The following is a 25375-nucleotide window of genomic DNA, read 5'->3' as shown; positions in this document are numbered from 1 at the left end:
GAGAGTTAATGACCGACGTTTACATTTATGACCATGTCCGCACCCCGCGCGGACGCGGCAAGAAGGATGGCAGCCTGCATGAGGTGCCCTCCGTTCGCCTTGCCGCCAAGACGCTGGAAGCCATCCGCGACCGCAACGGGCTCGATACGTCTGCTGTCGATGACATCATCATGGGCTGTGTCGATCCCGTCATGGATGCCGGTGCAGTTATCCCGAAAGCCGCCGCCTTCGAGGCCGGTTATTCCAACAAGGCACCGGGAATGCAGATCTCGCGCTTCTGCGCTTCAGGTCTCGATGCCATCAACTTCGCGGCCGGCAAGGTCAAGGCAGGCTCCGACGATATCGTCATTGCCGGCGGCGTGGAAAGCATGTCGCGCGTCGGCATGGGCATGTCTGGTGGCGCCTGGTACATGGACCCTTCGGTCAACTTCCCCGCCTTCTTCATGCCGCAGGGCGTGTCGGCAGATCTCATCGCCACCAAATACGGTTTCTCCAGGGACGATGTCGACGCCTATGCTGTCGAAAGCCAGAAGCGCGCCGCGCATGCCTGGGAAAAGGGCTATTTCAACAAGTCCGTTATCCCCGTGAAGGACCGCAACGGCCTGACGATCCTCGACCGCGACGAACATATGCGCCCCGGTACGGACATGCAGGCGCTGGCTTCCCTCAACCCCTCTTTCCAGATGCCGGGTGAAATGGGCGGCTTCGAAGCCGTTGGCATCATGGCGCACCCGGAAGTGGAGCGTATCAACTACGTGCACCATGCGGGCAATTCGTCCGGTATCGTCGATGGCGCGGCCGCCGTTCTGGTTGGTTCCAAGGCGGGCGGCGAGGCTATGGGCATGAAACCGCGTGCCCGCATCAGGGCTTTCGCCAATATCGGTTCCGATCCGGCGCTGATGCTGACCGGCCCGGTGGATGTGACCGAGAAGCTTCTGAAAAAGACCGGGATGTCGCTTGCCGATATCGATCTTTTCGAACTCAACGAGGCCTTCGCCGCCGTCGTGCTGCGTTACATGCAGGCTTTCGACATTAGCCACGACAGGATGAACGTCAATGGCGGCGCAATCGCCATGGGCCATCCGCTGGGTGCGACAGGCGCGATGATCCTCGGCACGGTGCTTGACGAGTTGGAGCGGCGCGATCTGAACACCGCGCTCGTCACGCTCTGCATCGGCGCGGGCATGGGCACAGCGACCGTTATCGAGCGGGTTTGAGTTACGGAGGGCTAACCCCAGGCTCCTCACCCTGTGCTCGTCACAGGGATTCCAGCAGCGCCGCGTCTGCGGCGCGCGAGAGTCTTCCAGCCCAAAGACTTGGGCTGACTGGGTTCCTGTGACAGTCACGGGAATGAGGGATCGGGAAGTCCGGCGAAACGAAATTCAGGGAAGAGGAATCCCAAAATGAGCACTTATACCAATTTCACCATCGAGACGGACGCAGACGGCATTGCCCTTGTCACCTGGGACATGCCGGAAAAGTCCATGAATGTCTTCACTTCCGAGGTGATGGACGAACTGAACGCCATCGTTGACGCAACTGTCGCCGACGCTGCCGTCAAGGGTGTTGTCTTCACCTCCGGCAAGAGCACGTTTTCCGGCGGTGCCGATCTTTCGATGATCAAGTCGATGTTCTCCTTCTACAATGACGAGAAGGCGAAGGACCCGGATCAGGCAGCCGCCAAGCTGTTCGAACTGGTCGGCCGCATGACCGGCTTGTTCCGCAAGCTGGAGACCAACGGCAAGCCCTGGGTCTCAGCCATCAACGGCACCTGCATGGGCGGCGCTTTCGAGCTGTCGCTTGCCTGCCACGGTCGCGTCGCGTCGAATGCCAAGAGCCTCAAGATAGCCCTTCCTGAAGTCAAGGTCGGCATCTTCCCTGGTGCCGGCGGCACCCAGCGCGTGCCGCGCCTGACCGATGCGCAATCCGCCTTGCAGATGATGACCACCGGTCAGTCGCTGACCGGTGCGCGCGCCAAGGCCATGGGGCTGGTTCATCAGGTGGTGGAGCCGGATCAGCTCATTTCCGCTGCCAAGCAAATGATCAAGGACGGCCTGAAGCCGGTTGCCCCCTGGGATGAAAAAGGCTTCAAGGCCCCCGGCGGCGGCATCTGGACGCCGGCCGCTGCCCAGCTCTGGCCGGCCGCTCCGGCGATCCTGCGCCGTGAAAGCGCCGGCAACTATCCGGCAGCACTTGCTATCCTGAAATGCGTCTATGAGGGTCTGCAATTGCCGTTCGATACGGCGTTGAAGGTGGAGCAGCGTTATTTCACCGAAATCCTTCGCTCGAAGGAAGCCTTCGGCATGATCCGCTCGCTGTTCGTTTCCATGCAGGAACTGGGCAAGGGCGCGCGCCGCCCGGCCGGTCAGCCGAAGACGGAGTTCAGAAAGGTCGGCGTCGTCGGCGCGGGCTTCATGGGCGCCGCCGTTGCTTATGTCACTGCCGCAGCCGGTATCCCCGTCACGCTGGTGGACCGCGATCAGGAAGCCGCCGACAAGGGCAAGGGCCATTGCGAGGAAAGCGTCAAGGCCGCCATTGGCAAGGGCAGGCTGACGCAGGATGAAGGCAAGGCCTTGCTCGACCTCGTAACCCCGACAGCGGATTACGCGGCGCTCTCCGACGCCGATCTCGTCATCGAGGCCGTCTTCGAAGACCGCGACGTGAAAAAGGCCGTCATCGAGGCCGTGGAAGCCGTGTTGCCGCAAGGCGCAATTTTCGCCTCCAACACCTCCACCTTGCCGATTACCGGGCTTGCGAAGAACTCCAAGCGCCCGGTGGATTTCATCGGCATCCACTTCTTCTCGCCGGTCGAGAAGATGATGCTGACGGAAGTCATCCTCGGCAAGGAAACGGGTGACAAGGCGCTGGCGGTCGCGCTGGATTATGTGGCCAAGATCAGGAAGACGCCGATTGTCGTCAACGATACGCGCGGCTTCTTCGTCAATCGCTGCGTGCTGCGTTACATGGCGGAAAGCTACGACATGCTGATCGAGGGTGTGCCGCCCGCCATGATCGAGAATGCCGCGAAATTCGCCGGCATGCCGGTCGGCCCGCTGGCGCTGAACGACGAAGTGGCAATCGATCTTTCCTACAAGATCCTGAAAGCAACCGTTGCCGATCTCGGTGAAAAGGCTGTCGATCCGCGCCATATGGAACTGGTGAAGAAGCTGGTGGAAGGCGAGGGCCGTTTTGGCCGCAAGAACGCCAAGGGCTTTTACGACTACCCGCCAAAGCCTGCCAAGAAGTCCCTCTGGCCCGGCCTGAAGGATCTCTATCCTCAGCAGAAGCCGGAGGATGTGGATATGGAAGTGCTGAAACAGCGCTTTCTGGTCACCGTGGCGCTGGAAGCCGCCCGCACCGTGGAAGAAGGCATCGTCACCGACCCGCGTGAGGCCGATGTCGGCTCCATCCTCGGTTTCGGCTTTGCGCCCTACACCGGCGGCGCCCTCTCCTATATCGACGGCATGGGCGTGAAGACCTTCGTGGCGCTGGCCGAGAAGCTGAGCGAGACCTATGGCCCACGCTTCAAGCCGACGCCGCTTCTGAAGGACATGGCGGCCAAGGGCGAGACCTTCTACGGTCGCTTCGATCCCTATGGCAGCACCGCGAAAGCGGCATAAGCCTTCAAGACACACAAATGAACAGGCCCTTCGGGGCCTGTTTTTTTATCGGCCTATCGTGCCGATACCGTCGCTTTATGTGCATCCTTTGCCCGGCTGGGGCGTTGAGAAGGCGTGAACGGGCGATGCGCGCCCGGTGCCGCAATTCAGGACACTTCAGGAGACTGCAATGAAGACATCGCTGCGATCCCATGGTTTCGACAAACCATCGGACCTTGACGACCACTTGGCTGAACTTGATGAAGAAGCTGCGGAGAAAGAGGCAGAAAAGCCCGCTGTCCGAGAGGCGCGTGCTTCCGCTACGGTGGACCAGTCGATACGCGCGGAACTGGACGAACTCCGCAAACAGTTGGAAAAGCTGCGCCGCGATGTGAAAAAGCTGGAATCGGCGTCCCATCCAACCCGCCACAAACCCGCAGATCTCAGGCACGAGAAAGACCACGAGAATTCGCGCCTGATGATGGTTGTGCGCTCCGTTGCCGTTACCTCGCTTGCCAGCCGCATCTTCGCGTCCTCACCCGTCATGGCAGCTCTGGTGGCTGTGGTGCCTTTTGCGCTTGGACTTGCCGCACGGCGCAGGGAAGGGGCATAATTGCCCCAAGCCGCCCAACCGCCGCTCGCCCGGATCAGCCGCGCCTGAACCCGCCACCTGACTTATGTTGATCAGGTCTGGCGGTTTGCCGATAGCGCGTTTCCAGCCACGATAAGGCCTTCACAGCGCACTTATTCCAGCCATCCACAGGCGCCGTGAAAAAACTGTCAAAAAACTTCGCTATGGCGCTTGCCATGTCCGAACAAGATGTTATAACCCCGCTCACTTTCGGGGCACCAAACAGCCCCGCCCGCCAAAAGCGGAGGTTCTTCAAGGACCTGAAGTGCCCGGATAGCTCAGTTGGTAGAGCAGCGGATTGAAAATCCGCGTGTCGGTGGTTCAAATCCGCCTCCGGGCACCATTCTTCTTAATTTCATTTTTTCCTGAATTGAATGCGTGTTGCCTCCCCGCGCTGGCGAGATCAGATTGCTTCCGTTGTCATCAGTTTTTTAGCGCGGACGATGTAACTCGATGCGTTACGTCTGCCTACTTGTCCAACAATCGGAAAGCCGCCCGCAAGTGGATCATCGGATAAGACCCGTCGCAGGAGAGTTTCCTTGACCTTCAGGAAGGTAATTCACGCAAAACTTGTCTGAGTCCGCGGTGCTAAAGATGCTCCCGATTATCCGAGTTCTGCTCCGCCCGGTCCCGATAAAGCGCGGCACGCCCCAGCAGCATCAGCGACACTGGTGTCGTCACCGTCACGAAGATGCCGATGAAGATCTCGTGGAAGGCGAAACGGTCGCCGGAGACGGAGAAATAGATGATGGAGGCCATGACGATGCCGCCGGTGCCCCAGCTGGTGCCGAGCGTCGGTGCGTGCAGGCGCTCGTAGAAGCTGTTGAGCTTGGCGAAGCCGATGGTGCCGATCAGCGTCAGCGAGGCGCCCAGAAGGACGAAGAACGCCACCAGAATGGCGGCCCAGAGCGGAAATTCTGCTGCATTGTTCATTCAATCACCTCGCCACGCATCATGAATTTGGAAAGGGCAACGGTGGAGACGAAGCCGAGGATCGCAATGAGCAACGAGGCCTCGAAATAGATGTCGTTGCCGGTGCGCAGGCCGAAGGTCAAGAGAAGCAGCATGGCGTTGACATAGAGCGTGTCGACGCCGAGCACCCGGTCCTGGGCGCGTGGGCCGATGGCGATGCGGTAAACGGAAATCGTCATGGCAATGGCGAGCATCAGCTGCGCGAGCGAAAAGGACCAGAAAAGGATAATCGAACTCATTCGAATATCTCCATCAAAAGTTTTTCATATCGGTTCTTGATGAGGCTTATCCAGGCCGCCTCATCCTCATCGTCGAGAACATGAAGCAGAAGCGTGCCCTGGCTGGAATTATATTCGAGCCAGGCGCTTCCCGGTGTCGAGGTGAGGATTGTCGCCAGAACGGCCAATCCCATCGGATCGCGAATATCGAGCGGCACCGCGAGGAAACCGGATTTGCGATCTCTCTCGCGCTGGAACAGAATAATCTTCACGACGGAAATATTGGACAGGACGATGTCGTAAAGCACGATCGCGATCAGCTTGACGAGCTTGTGCCAGTTGCGGATGCGCGGTTTTGCCGGCCGGAGCGACGCCATAGCCCAGGAGGCGATGAGGGCCACACCGGTGCCTAGCAGCAGATGTCCGGCTGAAAAGCTGTTGATCGTCATCCAGAAGATGATCAGCGAAACCGTCAGCAGCGGGTAGGGCAGGACACGGCTTATCATGGCTGCCCCTCCGGATTGGTTCCCGCTCTTGGGGCGGAAATGACGCCCTGAATGTAGCTGGCCGGCAGATCGAGAATACGCGCCGTCTCCTGCATGTAGCGCATCACCGGCCCCGCCTGCACGGTCATGGCGAGTGTCAGTCCCAGCAGAAGCATGATGGGCGCTATTTCGATGACGAGAACACGCGGTACTGTGCCTTCGAGGGAGGCCCAGAAGGTGCGGATGCCCGCGCGGGTCATCGAGATCAGCGAGGCGAAACCGGCAAATACTATCAGGAAGACCAGCCACCAGGAAAGGGTGGAGACGGTGTCATTGGCCCCCAGCCCTGAAGGGTTGAGAATGGCGGTAAGCATGGAGAATTTGGCGATGAAGCCCGAGAGCGGCGGCAGACCGGCGAGGAGAATGCCGCAGGCTGCAAAACACGCCCCGAGCACTGCCATGGTGCCGGGCATGGTCACGCCGACTTCTTCTTCCTCTTCCTCCTCTTCGCCCTCGCCATAGGCTTCCATGGTTACGGCAAGAACGTTCGCGCCGGCATCCTGCCCGCGTTCCACCAGTTCGATCAGCATGAAGAAAGCGCTGATGGTGAGTGTGGAACTGACGAGATAATAGAGCGCGCCGGCTGCAACCGTGGGATTGCCGGTGCCCATGGCCGCGAGAAGTGTTCCTGAGGACACCAGAACCGAAAACCCGGCCAGCCGCCCAAGCGCCTGCGAGGCAAGAACGCCGATGGCGCCGAAGATGATGGTGGCGATGCCGCCGACAAGCAGGGCATCATGGCCAAAACCGGCCGATTCCCCGGCCGTCTGCCCGAAAAGCAGGAAGGACAGGCGGGCAATGACGTAGATGCCGACCTTGCTCATGATAGCAAACAGCCCGCCGACAGGTGCTGAAGCCGAGCCATAGGCGGAAGGCAGCCAGAAATTCAGCGGCCACATTCCAGCCTTGACCAGGAACGCGATGCCGAGAACCGCAGCGCCGGTTTCAAGCAGCATGCGCTGGTCCGGGTTGAGGCCGTCGATGCGGTGGGCAAGGTCACCCATGTTCAGCGTGCCGGTGACGCCATAGATGAGGCTGACGCCGATCAGGAAGAACAATGCGGCGACGAGGTTGATGGCGATGTAATGCAGCCCGGCCTTGACGCGCTGCTGACCGGAGCCATGCAACAGCAAACCATAGGATGCCGCGAGCATAACCTCGAAGAAAACGAAGAGGTTGAAGAGGTCACCGGTCAGGAAAGCACCGTTGACGCCCATCAGCATCATCTGGAACAGCGAATGGAAATGCGCGCCTGCCTTATGCCATTTCGCCAGCGAATAGATCAGCGAGGGAATGGCAAGCAGTGCCGTCAAAAGTACCATCAGCCCGGAGAGGCGATCGGCAACGAGCACGATGCCGAAGGGCGCCGGCCAGTTGCCGAGCAGATAGACCCCGCTCGAAACCACCGCCGCGATCTCGGTATTGACCGTCGAGTTCACCTCGCGGAACAGCAGGATGGCGACAACAAGCAATATCACGGTCGAGGCAAGGCTGATGGCGGCCTTCGCCACGCGCTGGCGCTCGTCGAAGAACAACAGGAGGGCTGCGGTGATCAGCGGCACCAGAATGGGCGCGATGACGATGTGGAAGGGGAACGACATCATTTCGATTCCCTTCCGTCCACATGGTCGGTGCCGGTAAGCCCCCGGGCGGCCAAAAGCACGACGAGGAACAGCGCAGTCGTCGCAAAGCCGATGACGATTGCCGTCAACACCAGCGCCTGCGGCACGGGGTCGGCAAGCGTGGAACTGTCGACGCCGTTCACCAGCACCGGCGGCGCATTGGTCTTGATGCCGCCGACGCCGAAGATGAACAGGTTGACGGCATAGGACAGCAGCGAAAGCCCGACGATGACCTGATAAGTGCGTGGGCGCAGGATCAGCCAGACGCCGGAGCCGGTCATGATGCCGATGCCGATTGAAAGAATGAGTTCCATTACACGTCCTCCGCTTTTGCGGCTTCAGGCGTGCGAACGCGGTAGTTACGCAACGATTGGTGTGCCAGTGCTATAAGAATAAGAACGGTGGAGCCGACGACCAGCGAGAAGACGCCGAGGTCGAACAGCAAGGCGGATGCTGTCGGCATTTTGCCGATATAGGGTATCTCCGTGTACTGGAAATAAGAGGTCAGGAACGGATAGCCGAAGTACCATGACCCCATGCCGGTTGCCGCCGCCATCAGAAGGCCGAAGCCCATCCAGCGCAGCGGCAGGATGCGGATGCGATCCTCCGCCCAGCGCGCGCCGCCGGCGAGATATTGCAGCAGGAACGCGATTGCCATGGTGATGCCGGCCGCAAAGCCGCCGCCGGGCAGATCGTGGCCGCGTATGAACAGGAAGATCGAAAAGGTGACGATAACCGGGAACATCCATTGCATGACGATGGACGGTACATAGAGATAATCGCGCACCGTATCGCCCTTGCTGCGGTCGGGCCGCTCCGCATCGAAGGCGTTTTGCATCTGCTGCTGTTCCGGCACCCCGATGCTTTCATGCGCAGGGCGGAAACGGCGAAGCAGCGCAAAGACCGTCAGCGCCACGATCGCCAGCACCGCGATTTCGCCGAACGTGTCGAAGCCGCGGAAATCGACGAGGATGACGTTGACGACATTGGTGCCGCCGCCTTCCGAATAAGCGCGCTCGAGGAAATAGGTCGCGATGGCGTTCGGCACGGGCAGGGTCATGACCGCATAGGCGATGACGGACATGCCAATGCCGCTTGCTGCGGCCAGCAGGAAGTCACGGGCGCGGCGAAGCTGCGCCGGCAATTCATCGCTGCTGTCCACCTTCTCGAAGCGTTTCGGCAGCCATCTGAGACCGAGCAGGATCAGAACGGTGGTGACGATTTCGACCAGCAACTGGGTGATCGCGAGATCGGGTGCAGAAAGCCAGACGAATGTGAGGCAGGTGACAAGGCCGGAGACGCCGAGCATGATGAGTGCGGCGAGACGATGATATTTCGCCTGCCAGGCGGCACCCAGCGCGGCGATCATGCCGATCAGCCACAGAATGGCAAAGATCGGATCGAAGGACGTCACGCGCGGCAGCGACAATGAAAATTCCGAGAGGAAAAGCGGCGAGAAACCGGCAAGAATCGCCACGAGGATCAGAAGCCTCAGCTGCGGCTGCAGGCGCCGGGTGCCGAGCGTGCTTTCCAGCCACCGCGCCCACTTCCAGGACACGGTGACGAGAATGCGCTCGAAGATGCGCTGTCCCCGAAGATGCCGGAAGATCGGCGGGCCGTCGTCGCAGCGGGAGAAATAGCCGCCGAGCAGGGCATAGATGGCAACGCCGCCGCCGAGTGCCGCAATACTCATGATGAGCGGCAGGTTGAAACCGTGCCAGATCGACAGGCTGTAGACGGGCGTTTGCGGACCGAGAACGGAAAGCACGGCCGAATGCAGGAACGGGCCGATCGACAGGCTTGGAACGATGCCGACGATCAGGCAGGCGAAAACCAGGAACTCGATCGGGAAACGCATCCAGCGCGGCGGCTCATGCGGATTGGGGTTCGGCAGGTCAACCGGCTTGGGGCCGAAGAAGACCGTGTGGATGAAGCGTAGCGAGTAGGCAACGGCGAAGGCACCTGACAACGTCGCGACGTATGGCAAAGCCCGGTCCAGCAGCGAGTCTGCGTGGGTTTCGACGGCCTCGGCAAAGAACATTTCCTTGGAGAGGAAGCCGTTGAACAGGGGCACGCCGGCCATTGCAGCGCTGGCCGCCATGGCGAGCGTCGCTGTTGCTGGCATATAGGTGTAAAGCCCGCTCAGCCGCCGCATGTCGCGCGTGCCGGTTTCATGGTCGATGATGCCGGCCGCCATGAACAGCGATGCCTTGAAGGTGGCGTGGTTGACCATGTGGAAAATCGCCGCAACCGCCGCAAGCGGGCTGCCCAGGCTCAAAAGCGTGGTGATGAGCCCCAGATGGCTGATGGTGGAATAGGCGAGCAAGCCTTTCAGGTCCTGCTGGAACATGGCGAAATAGGCGCCGAGCAGCAGGGTGATGACGCCTGCAGCACCCACCAGCCAGAACCATTCCGGCGTGCCTGCCAGCACCGGCCAGAACCGCGCCAGCAGGAAAACCCCGGCCTTCACCATGGTGGCCGAGTGCAGATAGGCGGAAACGGGCGTGGGCGCCGCCATTGCATTGGGCAGCCAGAAATGAAACGGAAACTGTGCGCTTTTCGTCAGCGCGCCGCCAAGGATGAGAATAAGTGCCGGCAGATAAAGGGAATGGGCGCGGATATCGGCACCGGCCGCGATGATCTTGTCCAGATCGTAGCTTCCCGCCATGTGGCCGAGTATCAGAAGCCCGGCGAGCAGGCTGAAGCCGCCGATGCCGGTCACGGTCAGCGCCATGCGGGCGCCATCGCGCGCGCCGGCGTTCTGGTGCCAGTAGCCGATCAGCAGGAACGAGAAGATGCTGGTCATTTCCCAGAAGATCGACAGCAGAATGACGTTGCCGGACAGCACTATGCCGAGCATCGAGCCCATGAAGGCGAGCAGAAAGGCAAAAAACCGTGGAATAGGGTCCTGGGCCGACATGTAATATCGGGCGTAGAGAACCACGAGCAGGCCGATGCCGGTAATGAGGATCGCGAAAATCCAGGCGAAGCCATCCAGCCGCAGGGTAAAATTAAGCCCCAGCTGCGGCAGCCATTCCACATCGTATTTCAGCACGCCACCGCCACTGACATTTGGATAAAGAAGGATGCTGCCGACCAGGCCGAAGAGGGCTACGGCGCTTGCTACGTAGGCCGCGCTTGCGGCCGCGCCTTCGCGCGGCATGAAGGCCGTTATGAGAGCGCCGACGAACGGCAATGCGATAATAAATGGTAGAACGGTTGCAAGTGTCATATGCGGCGGCGGTTTTCTCTCTGGAATTGGAGCCTACGGCGGGTTTCCGACGACTCCGATCCCTCAAGGTTCGCAAGGAACCGAATGATGAGGACCGCCGGAATGACTAAGAGATAATATGCGGAGGTGCTCTTGGAACCACGTTCGCAAAGTCTCGGAAAGTTTGTGGCGCGATGGCAACAGGCGTGACGGCCGGTTTGGCGTCAGCCACGATCCGCAGGATGGTCGAGGGAAAACCGACGGGGCGAAGCCCCGAAGCACCGTTGTGAGCCTTGCAGCCGTGATCGTCGCCGGTGGTGCAGTCCTTATCGCGAGGCGAGGGGGAGTGGCTTAGGTCAGCCGTCTGCAATCGTTCCAGACGGCTGATCTTTGAGATTGCCTTGATGCCGGATGGCGCCTGAAAGCCGATGATGACGAGCAGGCTCGCAACCACAAGACCGATCAACACTTGCGGATGGCGCCTTGAACAGCGGCATTTCTCCATCCGTAACAAGTTGGCGTCTCCTTGATCGTAAAGGTCTCTCTAAAGCATCACCGCTGAGCGAATATCCCGTTGATTTGTTTTAGGGGAAGGCGGACACGCTTGTCCAGCGCACAGGCTGGAAAAACCGCCCGTCGCGTCCGATTCCTTTTCGTTTTTGCCCGTTTGCGGCAAAGTAGGGGCGACAATGGCTAAAAGCTTTTACAAATTTTACCGTTTGACGCCGGTGCTGATGTTTCTTAACTTTCAAGCAAGGAATTAACCATAAAGATTGATGGTATTTCCACGGCGGAATGGGGTTATCTCCCCTTCCAGGCATGACGCCGCACTGCCGTACCGGGCCCGATCCGGTATTTCGTTTCTTGGTTCAAGAAGGTCAGGCAAGCGTCGATACCGCATCGTCCGCGATGGGTATGTTCGTTCAAAAATCCCCCTTAAGGGTGCTGGCGTTCTGAACCTTGCCATTTGGCCGGGTTTTACCGGCCGTCATATTATTGGGGTCGTCGGTTGGGGCAGGACTTGCCATCAGAACAAGCGCGGAGATCGGCAGGCGCAAGCCTGGCGGGGCGGTTGCGCTTTGCCGGCCTCGACGAGACGCAATCCGATTTCCTGCGCAATTATCGCAGCATGCTGGAGCCTTACGTTAAGGCCGGCCTGCGCGATGTGATGAACCGTTTCCAGTCCATGCCGGACTGTTCGCCGTCTTTCGAAAGCGAAAACCAGCTCGACCGCCTGCACGATTTGCAATCCTCGCACTGGAGCGTTCTGACCGATGCGCGTTTCGATGGGCTTTATGCCGAGCGGGTGAAAGTGCTTTCCGACAATGCCGGTCGCATGGGTCTCGATCCGCGCTGGCAGATCGCCAGCCACGCCGTCGTTCTGGAACATCTGCTGGGCGGTCTGGTGACTGAGCACGCGCCGCGCTCCATCCTGCCCGGCAACCGCAAAAAGAGCCGCGAACTGGCGGAAGCCGTCAAGAACGTCGTCCGTCTGGTGATGGTCGATACCGAGATTGCCGTATCGTTGCGCTTCAATGAATTGCGCCTGCGCCATGGCCGGGAACTGGCAGAACAGCGCGACAATGACCGCTCTGAAGCCGCAAGGTTGCTGGGCGAAGCGTTGACGGCATTTGCCGCAGGCGATTTGCAGGCCCGCATCGGCGGCGACGTGCCCGACGCCTACCGCGACGTTGCTGCCACTTTCAATGCGGCACTCGAGACGATTGGCGCGTCACTGACATCGGCGCAAAACAGCATCGGTGAAGCCGAGGCGCTGAGCGCGCGGTTTGCCGACATTGGCCGTTCCATGGCGGAGCGCTCCCGCCAGCAGGCCGCAGCCCTTGCCGACACCTCCCGTGCGATCCAGACGATGATCGGGGATGTGGCCGAAAACGGCGCCCGCATTTCGGCGGCGGAGACGGCGGTTTCCCATGCCCGTGAGGCGGCGGTCGAAAGCGGCAAGGCAATCGGCGAGGCGATAAACGCCATGTCGGATATCGAGCAATCCGCCGAGCAGATCGGACGGATCATCGGCACGATTGACGAGATCGCTTTCCAGACGAACCTTCTCGCCCTCAACGCCGGCATCGAGGCAGCACGCGCCGGTGACAGCGGACGCGGTTTTGCCGTTGTCGCGCAGGAGGTCCGGGCATTGGCCCAGCGTTCCGCAGACGCTGCAAGAGAGATCAAAAGCCTCGTTGGCTCCACGAAAAAGCAGGTCGAAGGCGGCGTGCACATGGTCAACCGCACGCAGGACGCAATCGGCGGTGTTGTCCGGCAGGTATCCGGCATCAACGACATGATCACTGAGGTCTCCCGGCACGCGGCAGAGCACGCCGGCGAATTGCAATCAGTCGCTGCCGACATCGGTGAACAGCAAAGACAGGCTGACCGGAACCTTGCCGATATGGGCAATGGCTCCTCGGAGGCCGATACGCTTCACACTGTCATTCTGGAACTCGGCCGCACCATTCGCGAATTCCGCATTGCCCGTCAGGGACACGCGGCAGCTGTCGCCGCTACGGCTCGGCAGGACACATCATTTGTGGCCCGTGCGGATAACCGCACGGATTACGGCCAGGATTACCAACAATTCAGACGCCAAGGAGTCATGTAATGGCAGCCAGAAAAGCAGCTGAGGCGACGCTGAAACTGTCACCGGTGCTGGATCTCAACGAGGCATCGGCGCTGCACGGCAAGCTGATGACGCTGAGAGGAGCACCTTTGTCGGTGGATGCGTCCGAGGTGGAACGTATCGGTGCGCTTTGCGCCCAGGTCCTGATGGCCGGTGCGAAGTCCTGGGAAGAGGACGGCAAGCCGTTCGGTTTTGCCAGAGTGTCCGATGCATTCGACAAGACCATGAAACTGATAGGCGTCGAAATCGATCATTTGCTCCTGAAGGAGATCAAGAAGTGAAGAAAAAAGTTCTTACCGTGGATGATTCCAGAACGATCAGGAACATGCTCCTGGTCACGCTCAACAATGCCGGTTTCGAGACAATTCAGGCCGAAGACGGCATTGAGGGTCTCGAAGTGCTGGAGCAGAGCAACCCCGACGTTATCGTGACCGATATCAACATGCCCCGTCTTGACGGTTTCGGCTTCATCGAGGGTGTGCGTCGCAACGAGAAGTACCGGGCCATACCGATCCTCGTTCTGACGACCGAAAGCGACGCAGAGAAGAAGAACCGCGCCCGTCAGGCCGGTGCGACCGGCTGGATCGTCAAGCCGTTCGATCCTGCGAAGCTCATCGATGCCATTGAACGCGTAACTGCCTGATACGGGACATTTCACGATGGATATGAACGAAATCAAGGAAATCTTTTTCCAGGAATGCGAGGAACAACTCGCGGAACTGGAATCGGGGCTTCTTAAATTGAATGACGGTGACCGTGATCCGGAAACCGTCAACGCCGTTTTCCGTGCCGTTCATTCCATCAAGGGCGGGGCGGGTGCCTTCGGTCTGGATGATCTCGTGGCCTTCGCCCACGTTTTTGAAACGACCCTCGACTGCGTTCGCTCCAACAAGCTGGAACCGACACAGGACGTCCTGAAAGTCATGCTGCGTTCCGCCGACGTGCTGGCGGACCTGACCAATGCGGCAAGAGACGGCGGCAGCGTCGACGAAAGCCGCACCCGTGGCCTCGTCAAGGAACTGGAAGCCCTGGCCAACGGCGAAACCGTCCACGCATCCGCGCCGGTGGCAGCGCCGGTTGTCGCAAAGATGCCGGAACCCGTTGCGCCAAAGCCGACGGACGATAGCGGTTTCGAGCCGATCCCGTTCTCCTTCTCGGACTTTGCCGATGAAACGACGCCGCTGATGGAGACGCCGTCTTTCCAGATAACCTTCAAGCCGCACGCATCGCTTTATTCGAAAGGCAATGAAGCAGCCCTTCTCCTGCGCGATCTCTCGCGCATCGGTGAGATGAGCGTCAATTGCGACCTGTCGGAACTGCCCTCGCTCGACAAGCTCGATCCAGAAGCGTCCTATTTCTCCTGGACGGTTTCGATCTCGACCGACAAGGGTGAAGAGGGTATCCGCAGCGTCTTCGAATTCGCCGAATGGGATTGCGATCTCGAAATCACCCCGATTCTTTCGGAAACTGCCGCGGATGCGGAAGAGCTGCCGATGATCCCGGTTCCGTTCGACCTGTCGGCTCTCGACGGTGATGCGGAAGGGGAACCGGCCGTTGTGACCGCCGGGGCGGAAGAGCCCTACGTTGCCGCAGTCGTCGAGGCTGCCGTCGCAACGACGCAGATCGCCCAGAGCGTCAACGCCGCCATCGAAAAGCGTGAGGCTGCGGCAGCGCCGGCCGCAGCGCAGGCGAATGCCAATGCCGCGGCCAATGCAAGCGCCGGCCAGACCATCCGTGTCGATCTCGACCGTGTTGACCGCCTGATCAACCTCGTCGGCGAGCTTGTCATCAATCAGGCGATGCTGTCGCAGAGCGTCATCGAAAACGATGCGAGCGGCACGTCTGCCGTCAACATGGGTCTCGACGAACTCCAGCAATTGACGCGCGAAATCCAGGACAGCGTCATGGCGATCCGTGCGCAGCCGGTGAAGCCTGTCTTCCAGCGCATGTCGCGTATCGTTCGCGAAGTTGCCGACATGATCGGCAAGCAGATCCGCCTCGTTACCGAAGGCGAGAACACGGAAGTCGACAAGACGGTCATCGACAAGCTGGCCGAACCCCTGACGCACATGATCCGCAATGCGGTGGACCACGGCATCGAAACGCCGGAAAAACGCGAAGCCGCTGGCAAGAACCCGGAAGGCACCATCAAGCTTTCGGCCAAGCACCGGTCGGGCCGCATCCTGATCGAGCTTCAGGACGATGGCGCGGGCATCAACCGCGAGCGCGTTCGCCAGAAGGCGATCGACAACGATCTCATCGCCGCCGATGCGAACCTCACGGACGAGGAGATCGACAATCTGATCTTCGCGCCGGGCTTCTCTACCGCAGACAAGATTTCCGACATTTCCGGCCGTGGTGTCGGCATGGATGTGGTCAAGCGTTCCATTCAGGCGCTCGGCGGCCGCATCAACATCTCCTCGCGCCCCGGTCTTGGCTCGACCTTCACCATGAGCCTGCCGCTGACGCTTGCCGTTCTCGACGGCATGGTGGTAACCGTGGCCGGGCAGACGCTTGTGGTTCCGTTGACGGCAATCGTGGAAACCCTGCAGCCGGAAGCGAAGAACATTCACTCCTTCGGCGCCAACCAGCGGCTGATTTCCATCCGCAACTCTTTCTGCCCGCTGGTCGATGTCGGACGCGTTCTGAACTTCCGTCCGACCCAGGCCGATCCTGTGGAAGGTGTGGCGCTTCTGGTGGAATCGGAAGGCGGCGGCCAGCGCGCCCTGATGGTCGATGCGATCCAGGGACAGCGCCAGGTCGTCATCAAGTCTTTGGAAGCCAACTATACCCATGTTCCAGGCATTGCCGCCGCCACCATTCTGGGTGACGGACGCGTTGCGCTCATTCTGGATGTCGACGCCATCGTCAGCGCTTCGCGCGGGCAGCCACTGAAACAGGAAATGTCACTCGCGGCGACGGGTTGAAGGCGGATATCCAATGGCAGCACTTAATCTCAGCGATCAGCGACAGTCTCCCGATGACGTTCTTGCCAGCGGCGAATATCCGCTGACAAGACGCGATTTGTCGGAGATCGCTGCGATGATCTACGCGGATGCGGGCATCTATCTCAACGACACCAAGGCGTCGCTGGTCTATTCGCGTTTGTCCAAGCATATCCGCAATCTCGGACTGGCCGGGTTTCGGGAATATTGCGCACTGGTGTCATCGCCCGATGGAGCGGCTGCACGCCGCGAAATGCTGTCGCACCTGACGACGAATTTCACGCGCTTCTTCCGCGAGAACCACCATTTCGAACACCTGCGCGACGAGGTCCTGCCGGGCCTCATTGCAAGGGCAAAGACCGGCGGGCGCGTCCGCATCTGGTCGGCCGCCTGCTCAGACGGGCAGGAGCCCTATTCGATTGCGCTCACCGTGCTCGCCATGTTTCCCAATGCGGCGGACTACGATTTCAAGATCCTGGCGACGGACATCGATCCGAAGATCCTGGCGCAGGCCCGTGCAGGCGTTTACGATGACAACGCTCTCGAAACCGTGTCTCCCGCGATGCGCAAGCAATGGTTCACGGAAGTTGATGCCGGCGGTCGCCGCAAGTTCCGCATCGATGACAAGGTCAAGCGCCTCATCACGTTCAATGAACTGAACCTGATGACGCAATGGCCCTTCAAGGGCAATTTCGACGTCATCTTCTGCCGCAACGTCGTCATCTATTTCGACGAGCCGACCCAGATGCGTATCTGGACGCGTTTTGCAGGCCTGCTGCCGGAAGGCGGTCATCTTTACATCGGTCATTCCGAAAGAGTGTCCGGCGACGCCAAGAACCTGTTCGATAATACCGGCATTACCACCTACCGCTACATTGGTCACACGTCCGGGAGGAAGGCATGAGCGCACTCGCACGGGTCCTCGTCGTCGATGATTCCCCCACCATGCGTGGCCTGATTTCCGCCGTCCTCAAGGCCGATCCGGAGGTTGAGGTGGTTGGGCAGGCCGGCAATGCCATGGAAGCGCGCGCCGCCATCAAGCAGCTCAATCCCGATGTCGTGACGCTCGACATCGAGATGCCGGAAATGAACGGCCTCGAGTTTCTCGAAAAGATCATGCGACTGCGGCCGATGCCGGTCATCATGGTCTCGTCCCTGACGCACCGCGGCGCGGATGCCTCGCTCGCCGCGCTTGAAATCGGTGCTTTCGACTGTGTCGGCAAGCCGGCTCCAGGCGATGCGCGCCCCTTCGGCGACTTGGCCGACAAGGTCAAGGCCGCCGCACGGTCGCAACACGCAGCCTACCGCGCGGCGCGCCCGGAACCCGTTGTCGCAGCCCAGCCGACCCCGGTCAGCGATTATCGTGCCGGCCGCAAAGTCGTCGCCATCGGGTCCTCCACCGGCGGTGTCGAGGCACTGATTGCCGTGCTCCAGAAGTTTCCGGCCAATTGTCCGCCGACGGTCATCACCCAGCACATGCCGCCTACTTTCACCAAGAGTTTCGCGGAACGGCTGAACCGCATCTGCGCACCCGTCGTGGAAGAGGCGACGGATGGCGCGCGCCTGCAGACCGGCAAGATCTACCTTGCGCCGGGCGGTGAACGCCATTTGCAGATTTCCAATCGTAACGCGCCCTGCTGCCGGCTTATCGAGCGCGATCCCGTCAACGGCCATCGCCCTTCAGTTGATGTGCTGTTCGATTCGGTCGCCGAGCTTGCCGGACGCAACGCCGTCGGCGTCATTCTCACCGGCATGGGCCGCGATGGCGCGGCCGGGCTGCTGAAAATGCGGCATGCCGGTGCGCGAACCGTCGGCCAGAACGAAAAAACATGTGTCGTCTACGGCATGCCCAGAGTGGCCTTTGAACTTGGCGCCGTTGAACTGCAATTGCCGCTGGCCTCAATCGGCGAAGAAATCCTGAAACTAACCACTGCCCGCAAAGAAGGTGCTGACTAATGTCTCTCGCAGAAAAGATCAAAGTTCTGATCGTCGACGATCAGGTGACCAGCCGGCTGCTGCTCAGCGATGCGCTGACACAGCTCGGCTTCAAGCAGATCACTGCCGCTGGCGACGGCGAGCAGGGATTGAAGATCATGGAGCAGCAGCCCCATCATCTCGTTATCTCCGACTTCAACATGCCCAAGATGGACGGTCTCGGTTTCCTGCACGCCGTGCGGGCCAACCCGACCCTCAAAAAGGCGGCCTTCATCATCCTCACCGCACAGGGCGACCGTGCGCTGGTGCAGAAGGCAGCGCAGCTCGGCGCAAACAACGTGCTGGCCAAGCCCTTCACCATCGACAAGATGCGCGCAGCCATCGAAGCGGTTTTCGGATCGCTGAAATGATTGAAGCTGCGGCCAAGCGCGTACATATCATTCAGGGCGAGTACAAGGTTGTCAGCGATCCCGACGTGGTCATGACGACGATACTCGGTTCGTGCGTGGCCGCCTGTCTGAGAGACCCCGTTGCCGGCATTGGAGGAATGAACCACTTCCTGCTGCCGGGAACGGGCAACGTGACCGGTGGGGATGCGACGCGTTATGGCGTGCATCTTATGGAACTGCTGATCAACGGTCTTCTGAAGAAGGGCGCACGCCGCGACCGGCTGGAGGCGAAGGTTTTCGGCGGCGCAAAAACGATTGCCAGCTTCTCCAATGTCGGTGAGCAGAACGCCATCTTTGCCATGCAGTTTCTGAAGGATGAAGGCATACCGGTCATCAGCTCCTCCACGGGCGGGGATCATGGCCGCAAGATCGAGTTCTGGCCGGTTTCGGGCCGTGCACGACAGCATCCGCTGAGCGGCGCGGAAACCCAGAAGACGGTCGCCATGGAAACGCGTCCGGTGCCGGCCCCCAAGCCCGTCGCCAACGACATCGAATTTTTCTAGTCACGGAGTTTCCAATGCAGATTGCAAACAACACCGGCACCACTCCGTTCGAAGAAGCCTTGCCCGACGTTCTGATGCGCGTGGTATCGGAACTGCACGATGTCGCCTATCTGATCGAGCGCATCGAGCCGCAACTGCTGGAAGCGACAAGCGGCGAATTGTCCAGCGATGGCGTCAAGCTCTTGCAGGGCATCGACCTTGCCGTCCAGAAAACCCGCGGCCTTGCCGAGTTCATCGATACCGTCACCGGCTCTATTCCCGGTGATTGGATCGTGGATGTCTCGACCGCGCTCAGCCTCGTCAAGCTGGCAGAAATGCAAAAGGCGCTGGGCGCAGCCATCCGCCATGGCCATTCGCAGCCGCTGGACAAGGTCGCCGGAGACTTCGATCTGTTCTAGACAGCATTCATCTGGCCGTTCCCTTCCTTTCGCGGATTGCGGATAAAGGCAACGCTCGCGCAAGCTTCGCACCCTATTGTCATTACGGGGCCAAAAGGTCTCGGACTCTATGAATGACGGTGCGGAACAGAATGAATCTGTTAAATCAAATCCCTCAGGTCTTGAAGAATTTCGCGGCGCTGGGTCAGACACGGTTGTTGATGCTGGGCGGCGTGGGCATTTTGTCCATGGCCATTATCCTTGCAGCAGCACTTTACGTGAACCGTCCCGCTTACGAGACCCTTTATGTGGGACTTGAAAAAAGCGACCTCAACAAGATCAGCATTGCACTCGCCGAAGCGGGGCTGGACTTTCAGGTTGGAACGGATGGCGCCAGCCTCCAGGTTCCGGTCGGCCTCACCAGCAAGGCAAGGCTGCTTCTGGCCGAGCGCGGCCTGCCTGACAGTGCCAATGCCGGTTATGAGCTTTTCGACAATGTCGGTTCTCTCGGCCTGACTTCCTTCATGCAGGAAGTGACCCGGGTTCGCGCGCTTGAGGGTGAGATCAGTCGCTCCATTCAGCAGATCGACGGAATTGCGGCCGCACGCGTCCATATCGTCATGCCGGATGTCGGTAATTTCCGCCGCGGTGAGCAGAAGCCCACCGCATCGGTCATGATTCGAGCCAATGCCACCGCCGGGCGCAAGGCGTCCGCTTCCATCCGTCATCTCGTCGCCTCGGCCGTTCCCGGCCTCGAGGTCGATGACGTGACGCTGCTCGATTCCACCGGCCAGCTCCTCGCTTCCGGTGACGACGTCACCAACGCCGCCATGAACCGCTCGCTGACGCTGGCGCAGAACGTTCAGCAGGAAATCACCACCAATATCGACAAGGCGCTGGCGCCGTTCCTCGGCATGGACAATTTCCGCTCCAGCGTGACGGCGCAGCTCAATACCGACAGCCGGCAGATTCAGGAAACCGTCTACGATCCGGAATCGCGCGTCGAGCGCTCCGTCCGCACCGTTAAGGAAGACCAGAAATCCCAGGAAACGCAGCCCGATACGGCCGCGACCGTGGAACAGAACGTACCGCAGGCAGCGCCCCAGGGCGGCGCAGGTGGCCCGCAGTCTTCCGACCAGTCGGCCAAGAAGGAAGAGCAGACCAACTACGAAATCAATTCCAAAACGGTCGCCACCGTCAAGAATGGCTATACCGTCGAGAAGATTTCGGTCGCCGTAGTCGTCAACAAGGGTCGCATCGCCAAGATGGTCGGCGAACCCGTCGACCAGGCCAAGATCGACGCCTATCTTGCCGAAATGCAGAAGATCGTCACCTCGGCTGCGGGGGTTTCCTCCGATCGCGGCGATATCGTAACGCTGACGGCGATGGACTTCCTCGAAACGCAGCTGCTCGACGAAGCCGCAAGCGGGCCGGGCATCATGGAAGTGCTCAGCCGCAATTCGGCAGGCATCATCAACTCGCTCGCCTTCGTCGCTGTTGCTTTCCTCGTGGTCTGGCTCGGTGTACGCCCTCTGGTTCGTACGGTCACCGGCAACGGCGCGGCAGCAGGCCAGATCAGCCAGGAGACCGCAGGCCTCGAACTGCCGGATTTCTCTCCCGGCATGGATGCGGGTGCTGGTGGTCTCATGGAAGGGTTTGGGGCGGATTTCGGCTTCGACAGCACCGACGATCTTCTGGCGGGTGGCGACAGCGAAGGCACCTTCAACCGCCGGGTTCGCGAAGGACCCGAGCGCAGGCTCTCCCGCATGGTGGAAATCAGCGAAGAACGCGCAGCCAAGATACTTCGCAAATGGGCCGTGGAAAAAGCTGCATGATTTTGAAAAAGGCCGGGGTTATCCCGGCCTTTTGCGCATTTCCGGGTTCTTTGGTATCTTGGCGCCGCGCGCCGTCGCATTCCCGCTTTGGGACACTGTTTACAAAAAATTCAGCAACGATACAGTTTGCTGGGAATAGGCTGAGAATGCCGTTTATGGATTGGTCAGCTTTTCAGTATGTTTTTTAGGAATAGACGAACAAGGAAATACGTGGAAAGGCTGGTGTCAGGTAATGGCAAATCCCAGTCCGTTCCATAAAATGAAGTGATTCGGTCTCCGGGGGCTCACCATCCCATTTTGGTAAGCTTCTCGAATGGAATGATTCCATCCCGAGGTATAATCTCCCCATTGGGAGCAAGAGGGCGTAGGCGATTGAAAGTCGATGTTGATATCCGCAGGCTGTCTGCCAAGCCTATGGAGGGCATGGGTAAGCCCTTGCCACGCGACCAGCTTGCCAAGAACGTCGCAGCCTCGGCCGCTGCCGGCAACGTTTCAGGCGCGCTGGATTTGCTCGTAACCTACGCCGGCGCCTCGCATTATCTGCTGGCGCGGGAGGATCTTCTCGAAGAAACCGGACTGAAATTCATCATCACATCCGACTGGCCTTTCGATCTGGTGCGCAGGCTTGGTGCCGAACTCGCCAACAGCCAGAACAGATCGAGCGAAATGGAAAAATGCCTTTCGCTTCTGCAGCCGCGATTGCTTGTTCTTCCGGACGACGTTTCTGTCCCTTTCGGCATCGACCGGCAATATTCGGCGCTTTCCTTCTGTGTGGGCCGCATTCGTCTTTCGCTTCTGCTGCTGTTTCCAGAACACTCGGTTCCTTCGCCGGACCGTCTGCGCGAAATCGCGCTTCTGACCGGCTATTGCGTCAGCTTCGGCATTGCCAGCGAAGCAAAGGCCGTGCGGGACATCGACCTCACAGAACGTGAGCTTGAGTGCCTGTTCTGGATCGCGGAAGGCAAGACAAGCGACGAAATTGCGATGATACTTGGCATTTCGCGCAATACGATCAATAATTACATTACAAGCGTGATGCGGAAAACCGCGACGAAAACCCGCTCGGAGGCAATCGCCTACGCCGTGCGCAACAACCTCGTATAGATGGTCGGGACCCATGGTACAGACGAAAGATAATGAGGGTACGAGTCAAAGCAGCGGTATGTTTTACCGCAGCCCTGTTGTGACAAGCCGGTCGGATCTGTTTCCGAAGCTGGTCGCCATGCAGAAACTGGTCGGCGCACGTAATTTCGTGGTGACGAAGGCTGCCGCCTCCGGCTTCCCCAACAAGAAGAAGCTGACCTGCGAGCTGGAGAACTGGGGCATGAATGCCGCCGAACAGAGCGCGCAGTTCATCCGCGCGGTCGGCGATATTCTTTTGGATCATATCGAGACATCGCTGCTGCCGGTCATCTGGCGTAACAAGAATGCCGGCGGTTTTGCCGATCTTCCTGACGTGCCGGCTTTGATGCGCCGGATCGAGAACGATACATTGCCCTATGCGGGACTGGCTTTGCCGGTGCGGCTCGGCACGATTGGCAACGGCTACATCGTTTTCTGTGGCAGCAACCTCGTTCTCGACAACGAGGTCGTCATCGAACAGCACATCAAATGCTGCGAGATCATGGTCGATATGCTGGCGCTGGATGAGCGCAAGGTGGCACCGTCTGAAGCGTTGAGCGAAAGGGAAATCGCCTGTCTGCAACTGGCGGGTGATGGCCGTATCAGCGAAGAAATCGCGGTGAAGCTCGGGCTTTCGGTACACACCGTCAACGCCTATCTGGGTTCAGCGACGATCAAGCTCGATTCCGTCAACCGTATCCAGGCGATCGCAAAGGCCATCCGGCTCGGCTATATCCATTGATTGGGGGAGGGGGCGGGCTTTCCCGTCCCTGTAAGCCGGCAGGCGCTGGCGCCGCTTGTATAATCCACCCTAAAAGCTGCTATCGGTACTTCGCGTTTTTTTAACAGTTGCCAACTAGAACTTTTATAAGTTTGGTTTTGGGGAACTGTTTCATGCACAACCGGCTCTTTAAGTCCGTTGCGGGTAAGGTCGTCGTGCTGACGATCGGCCTGATTGCGCTCAGCGTCGCGGCAGTTGGTTTTTCGACATACATTCGCCTGAAGGACAATATCATCACCACTGCGCTGCGTGACACGCACAGCGCGATGCGCGGCATGGCGATCCTTTACGAGATGAAGGTCGGCGGCGTGGCCCTTGAAATGGTGGATGGAGAGCTCAAGAGTATCGGCCGCGCCAGCATCGGGACACTGCGCGACAATGATCTCGTCGACCGCACGGCTGCCGGTAATGGCGGCATCGCGACGGTTTTTGAAGCCAAGGCCGGCGATTATATTCGCATGACCACCAATCTGAAGAACGAAAAGGGCGAGAGAGCAGCGGGCACGAAGCTCGCCACCGACCATCCCGCTTTTGAAAAGGTTTCCAAGGGTGAGGGGTATTTCGGCGCCGCCACGCTTTTCGGCACCAATTACATGACCGGATACATGCCGGTTCTCAACAAGTCCGGAGCAACCGTCGGTATTCTTTTCGTGGGCGTTCCCATGGCCGTCTACGAAGCCCAGATTTTCGGCCTGCGCGACCTGATGCTGATCTGTGGCGCAGTTGCCATGGTCGGCGTGGGATTGCTCGCCTATTTCGTCATCCGGCGCACCCTGCAGCCTCTAGGCAAGCTTACCGATGCGGTGAAGTCCCTTTCGGACGGCAATCTCGATACGCCGATCCCCTATGCCACCAATACCAATGAATTCGGCAACATCGCCCGCGCTCTCGTGATATTCCGCGAGAATGCGCTTGAGAAACTCGCGATCGAGGGCAAAAGCGCCGAGGAACGGTCCGTGGCGGAATCGGAGCGTCACCGCAACGATGCCGAGAAGCAGGAGCTGGACGGCCAGATCGAATTCGCAGTCAGCGAGATCGCGTCCGGCCTCGGCAGGCTTTCGCGCGGTGATCTGAGCCGCACGATCGAGACACCCTTTAACGGCCGTCTGGATCGTCTGCGCACGGACTTCAACGAATCCCTTCTCAACCTGCGCGATGCGCTGGGGCAAATCCGCGAGCGCACCCTGGTCATCCAGCATAGCGGTTTTGAAATCGAGCAATCGTCGGTCGATCTGTCGAAGCGCACGGAGAATCAGGCGGCCTCGCTGGAAGAGACGGCAGCCGCTGTCGAGGAAATCACCGCAACGGTCAGATCGTCGGCCGAGCGGGCGCGCGAAGCCAACGAGGCCGTCCGCATCACCAAACAGAGCGCCGACAGTTCCGGTTCGGTCGTCAGCAATGCCGTGGACGCCATGGGCCGTATCGAAGACGCCTCGCGCAAGATCGAGCAGATCATCGAGGTCATCGATGACATCGCGTTCCAGACCAACCTTCTCGCCCTCAATGCCGGCATCGAGGCTGCGCGTGCGGGCGAGGCGGGCAAAGGTTTTGCGGTCGTGGCGCAGGAAGTGCGTGAACTTGCACAACGCTCCGCGGACGCGGCACGTGAAATCAAGCAGCTCATCAACCAGTCAACGCATGAGGTGAGCTCCGGATCGAAGCTGGTGCAGGAAGCGGGCACGGTCCTTTCAGCCATCAGCCATCAGATCGTCGCCGTCAGCCAGCATGTCGAAACCATCGCGACGGCGACGCAGGATCAGTCCTCCGCGCTCCACAATGTCAACGGGTCCGTCAACCAGATGGATCAGATGACCCAGCAGAACGCGGCGCTTGCCCAACAGTCGAGCGCAGCCAGCCGGGTGCTGTCGGGCGAAGTGGAAGCGTTGCTCGATCTGGTTCAGCGTTTTCAGATGGAGCAGGGCTCGGCGACTGGCCAGGATCGACTGAGCCGCGCAGCCTGAAAGTAGAATTTTAGAAAGTTGAAGAGCTCCCGGA

General features: G+C 59.7%; 23 protein-coding genes and 1 tRNA gene. 17 read left to right on the top strand and 7 right to left on the bottom strand.

The features are described from left to right. Positions 1–8: 8 nt before the first annotated feature. The 4 genes from ACQZ63_RS04785 (at position 9) to ACQZ63_RS04770 (ending at position 4573) form a co-directional block, all read left to right on the top strand. Complete coding sequence (locus tag ACQZ63_RS04785; protein ID WP_065658361.1) at positions 9–1217, top strand: acetyl-CoA C-acetyltransferase; 1209 nt, start codon at positions 9–11, stop codon at positions 1215–1217. A 186-nt stretch (positions 1218–1403) separates the two neighbouring features. Continuing rightward, positions 1404–3620 carry a 3-hydroxyacyl-CoA dehydrogenase NAD-binding domain-containing protein gene (locus ACQZ63_RS04780; protein WP_112154774.1) on the top strand — a complete coding sequence of 739 codons (2217 nt, stop codon included), beginning with the start codon at positions 1404–1406 and terminating at the stop codon, positions 3618–3620. A 169-nt stretch (positions 3621–3789) separates the two neighbouring features. Beyond that, positions 3790–4212, top strand: coding sequence for a hypothetical protein (locus tag ACQZ63_RS04775; RefSeq protein WP_112154773.1), 423 nt, complete (start codon positions 3790–3792; stop codon positions 4210–4212). Positions 4213–4497: 285 nt separating this feature from the next. After that, a tRNA-Phe gene (locus ACQZ63_RS04770) sits at positions 4498–4573 on the top strand. 245 nt (positions 4574–4818) lie between these two features. Here the strand turns inward: ACQZ63_RS04770 and mnhG are convergent. The 7 genes from mnhG to ACQZ63_RS04735 all read right to left on the bottom strand — a co-directional run bounded on the left by mnhG (position 4819) and on the right by ACQZ63_RS04735 (position 11303). Continuing rightward, positions 4819–5163 carry a monovalent cation/H(+) antiporter subunit G gene (gene mnhG / locus ACQZ63_RS04765; protein WP_025592428.1) on the bottom strand — a complete coding sequence of 115 codons (345 nt, stop codon included), beginning with the start codon at positions 5161–5163 and terminating at the stop codon, positions 4819–4821. Next, positions 5160–5441: a K+/H+ antiporter subunit F gene (locus tag ACQZ63_RS04760; RefSeq protein ID WP_003514989.1), complete on the bottom strand. Its 282-nt coding sequence runs from the start codon at positions 5439–5441 to the stop codon at positions 5160–5162. Before ACQZ63_RS04760 ends, mnhG begins: the two co-directional genes overlap by 4 nt. Next, complete coding sequence (locus ACQZ63_RS04755) at positions 5438–5926, bottom strand: Na+/H+ antiporter subunit E (protein WP_003514990.1); 489 nt, start codon at positions 5924–5926, stop codon at positions 5438–5440. Before ACQZ63_RS04755 ends, ACQZ63_RS04760 begins: the two co-directional genes overlap by 4 nt. Then, the gene (locus ACQZ63_RS04750; RefSeq protein ID WP_162731096.1) at positions 5923–7569 is read right to left on the bottom strand and encodes a monovalent cation/H+ antiporter subunit D; all 1647 of its coding nucleotides are present in this window, start codon (positions 7567–7569) and stop codon (positions 5923–5925) included. The genes ACQZ63_RS04755 and ACQZ63_RS04750 overlap by 4 nt, the downstream gene beginning before the upstream one ends. Then, entirely contained in the window at positions 7566–7901 is a 336-nt protein-coding gene (locus tag ACQZ63_RS04745; protein WP_003514993.1) for a Na+/H+ antiporter subunit C, read from the bottom strand. Before ACQZ63_RS04745 ends, ACQZ63_RS04750 begins: the two co-directional genes overlap by 4 nt. Next, on the bottom strand, positions 7901–10819 hold the full coding sequence (locus tag ACQZ63_RS04740) for a monovalent cation/H+ antiporter subunit A (RefSeq protein ID WP_065658358.1): 2919 nt from the start codon (positions 10817–10819) through the stop codon (positions 7901–7903). Before ACQZ63_RS04740 ends, ACQZ63_RS04745 begins: the two co-directional genes overlap by 1 nt. A gap of 106 nt (positions 10820–10925) precedes the next feature. Further along, a complete protein-coding gene (locus tag ACQZ63_RS04735; protein WP_111804381.1) occupies positions 10926–11303 on the bottom strand; it encodes a hypothetical protein in 378 nt (125 codons plus the stop codon). Positions 11304–11807: 504 nt separating this feature from the next. On the opposite strand from ACQZ63_RS04735, the gene ACQZ63_RS04730 reads away from it, so the two are divergent. The 13 genes from ACQZ63_RS04730 (at position 11808) to ACQZ63_RS04670 (ending at position 25341) form a co-directional block, all read left to right on the top strand. After that, a complete protein-coding gene (locus tag ACQZ63_RS04730) occupies positions 11808–13415 on the top strand; it encodes a globin-coupled sensor protein (RefSeq protein ID WP_111782823.1) in 1608 nt (535 codons plus the stop codon). After that, complete coding sequence (locus ACQZ63_RS04725) at positions 13415–13714, top strand: STAS domain-containing protein (protein WP_013635450.1); 300 nt, start codon at positions 13415–13417, stop codon at positions 13712–13714. The genes ACQZ63_RS04730 and ACQZ63_RS04725 overlap by 1 nt, the downstream gene beginning before the upstream one ends. Beyond that, positions 13711–14076: a chemotaxis response regulator CheY1 gene (gene cheY1, locus ACQZ63_RS04720; protein WP_003493773.1), complete on the top strand. Its 366-nt coding sequence runs from the start codon at positions 13711–13713 to the stop codon at positions 14074–14076. Before ACQZ63_RS04725 ends, cheY1 begins: the two co-directional genes overlap by 4 nt. A 16-nt stretch (positions 14077–14092) precedes the next feature. Next, positions 14093–16360, top strand: a complete 2268-nt coding sequence (locus ACQZ63_RS04715; protein WP_025592437.1) for a chemotaxis protein CheA — start codon at positions 14093–14095, stop codon at positions 16358–16360. Positions 16361–16373: 13 nt separating this feature from the next. After that, complete coding sequence (cheR, locus tag ACQZ63_RS04710; protein ID WP_019564320.1) at positions 16374–17282, top strand: protein-glutamate O-methyltransferase CheR; 909 nt, start codon at positions 16374–16376, stop codon at positions 17280–17282. Continuing rightward, on the top strand, positions 17279–18334 hold the full coding sequence (gene cheB / locus ACQZ63_RS04705; protein ID WP_013635453.1) for a protein-glutamate O-methylesterase CheB: 1056 nt from the start codon (positions 17279–17281) through the stop codon (positions 18332–18334). The genes cheR and cheB overlap by 4 nt, the downstream gene beginning before the upstream one ends. Beyond that, positions 18334–18723, top strand: a complete 390-nt coding sequence (cheY2, locus tag ACQZ63_RS04700) for a chemotaxis response regulator CheY2 (protein WP_003515008.1) — start codon at positions 18334–18336, stop codon at positions 18721–18723. Before cheB ends, cheY2 begins: the two co-directional genes overlap by 1 nt. Further along, on the top strand, positions 18720–19265 hold the full coding sequence (gene cheD / locus ACQZ63_RS04695) for a chemoreceptor glutamine deamidase CheD (RefSeq protein ID WP_003515010.1): 546 nt from the start codon (positions 18720–18722) through the stop codon (positions 19263–19265). The genes cheY2 and cheD overlap by 4 nt, the downstream gene beginning before the upstream one ends. Positions 19266–19279: 14 nt before the next feature. Next, complete coding sequence (cheT, locus tag ACQZ63_RS04690) at positions 19280–19663, top strand: chemotaxis protein CheT (protein WP_003515012.1); 384 nt, start codon at positions 19280–19282, stop codon at positions 19661–19663. A 131-nt stretch (positions 19664–19794) separates the two neighbouring features. Then, the gene (gene fliF / locus ACQZ63_RS04685; RefSeq protein ID WP_003515013.1) at positions 19795–21477 is read left to right on the top strand and encodes a flagellar basal-body MS-ring/collar protein FliF; all 1683 of its coding nucleotides are present in this window, start codon (positions 19795–19797) and stop codon (positions 21475–21477) included. A gap of 372 nt (positions 21478–21849) precedes the next feature. Then, entirely contained in the window at positions 21850–22581 is a 732-nt protein-coding gene (gene visN / locus ACQZ63_RS04680) for a transcriptional regulator VisN (RefSeq protein WP_003515014.1), read from the top strand. Positions 22582–22639: 58 nt separating this feature from the next. Continuing rightward, a complete protein-coding gene (gene visR / locus ACQZ63_RS04675) occupies positions 22640–23341 on the top strand; it encodes a transcriptional regulator VisR (protein WP_003515015.1) in 702 nt (233 codons plus the stop codon). A 152-nt stretch (positions 23342–23493) separates the two neighbouring features. Further along, positions 23494–25341, top strand: coding sequence for a methyl-accepting chemotaxis protein (locus tag ACQZ63_RS04670; protein ID WP_025592442.1), 1848 nt, complete (start codon positions 23494–23496; stop codon positions 25339–25341). The last annotated feature ends 34 nt before the right edge of the window (positions 25342–25375 follow it).

It is taken from the genome of Agrobacterium sp. CG160-95 (genome assembly GCF_053521725.1).
The sequence above is the reverse complement of the archived record's forward strand: the minus strand, read 5'-3'. Positions and strand labels throughout refer to the sequence as shown.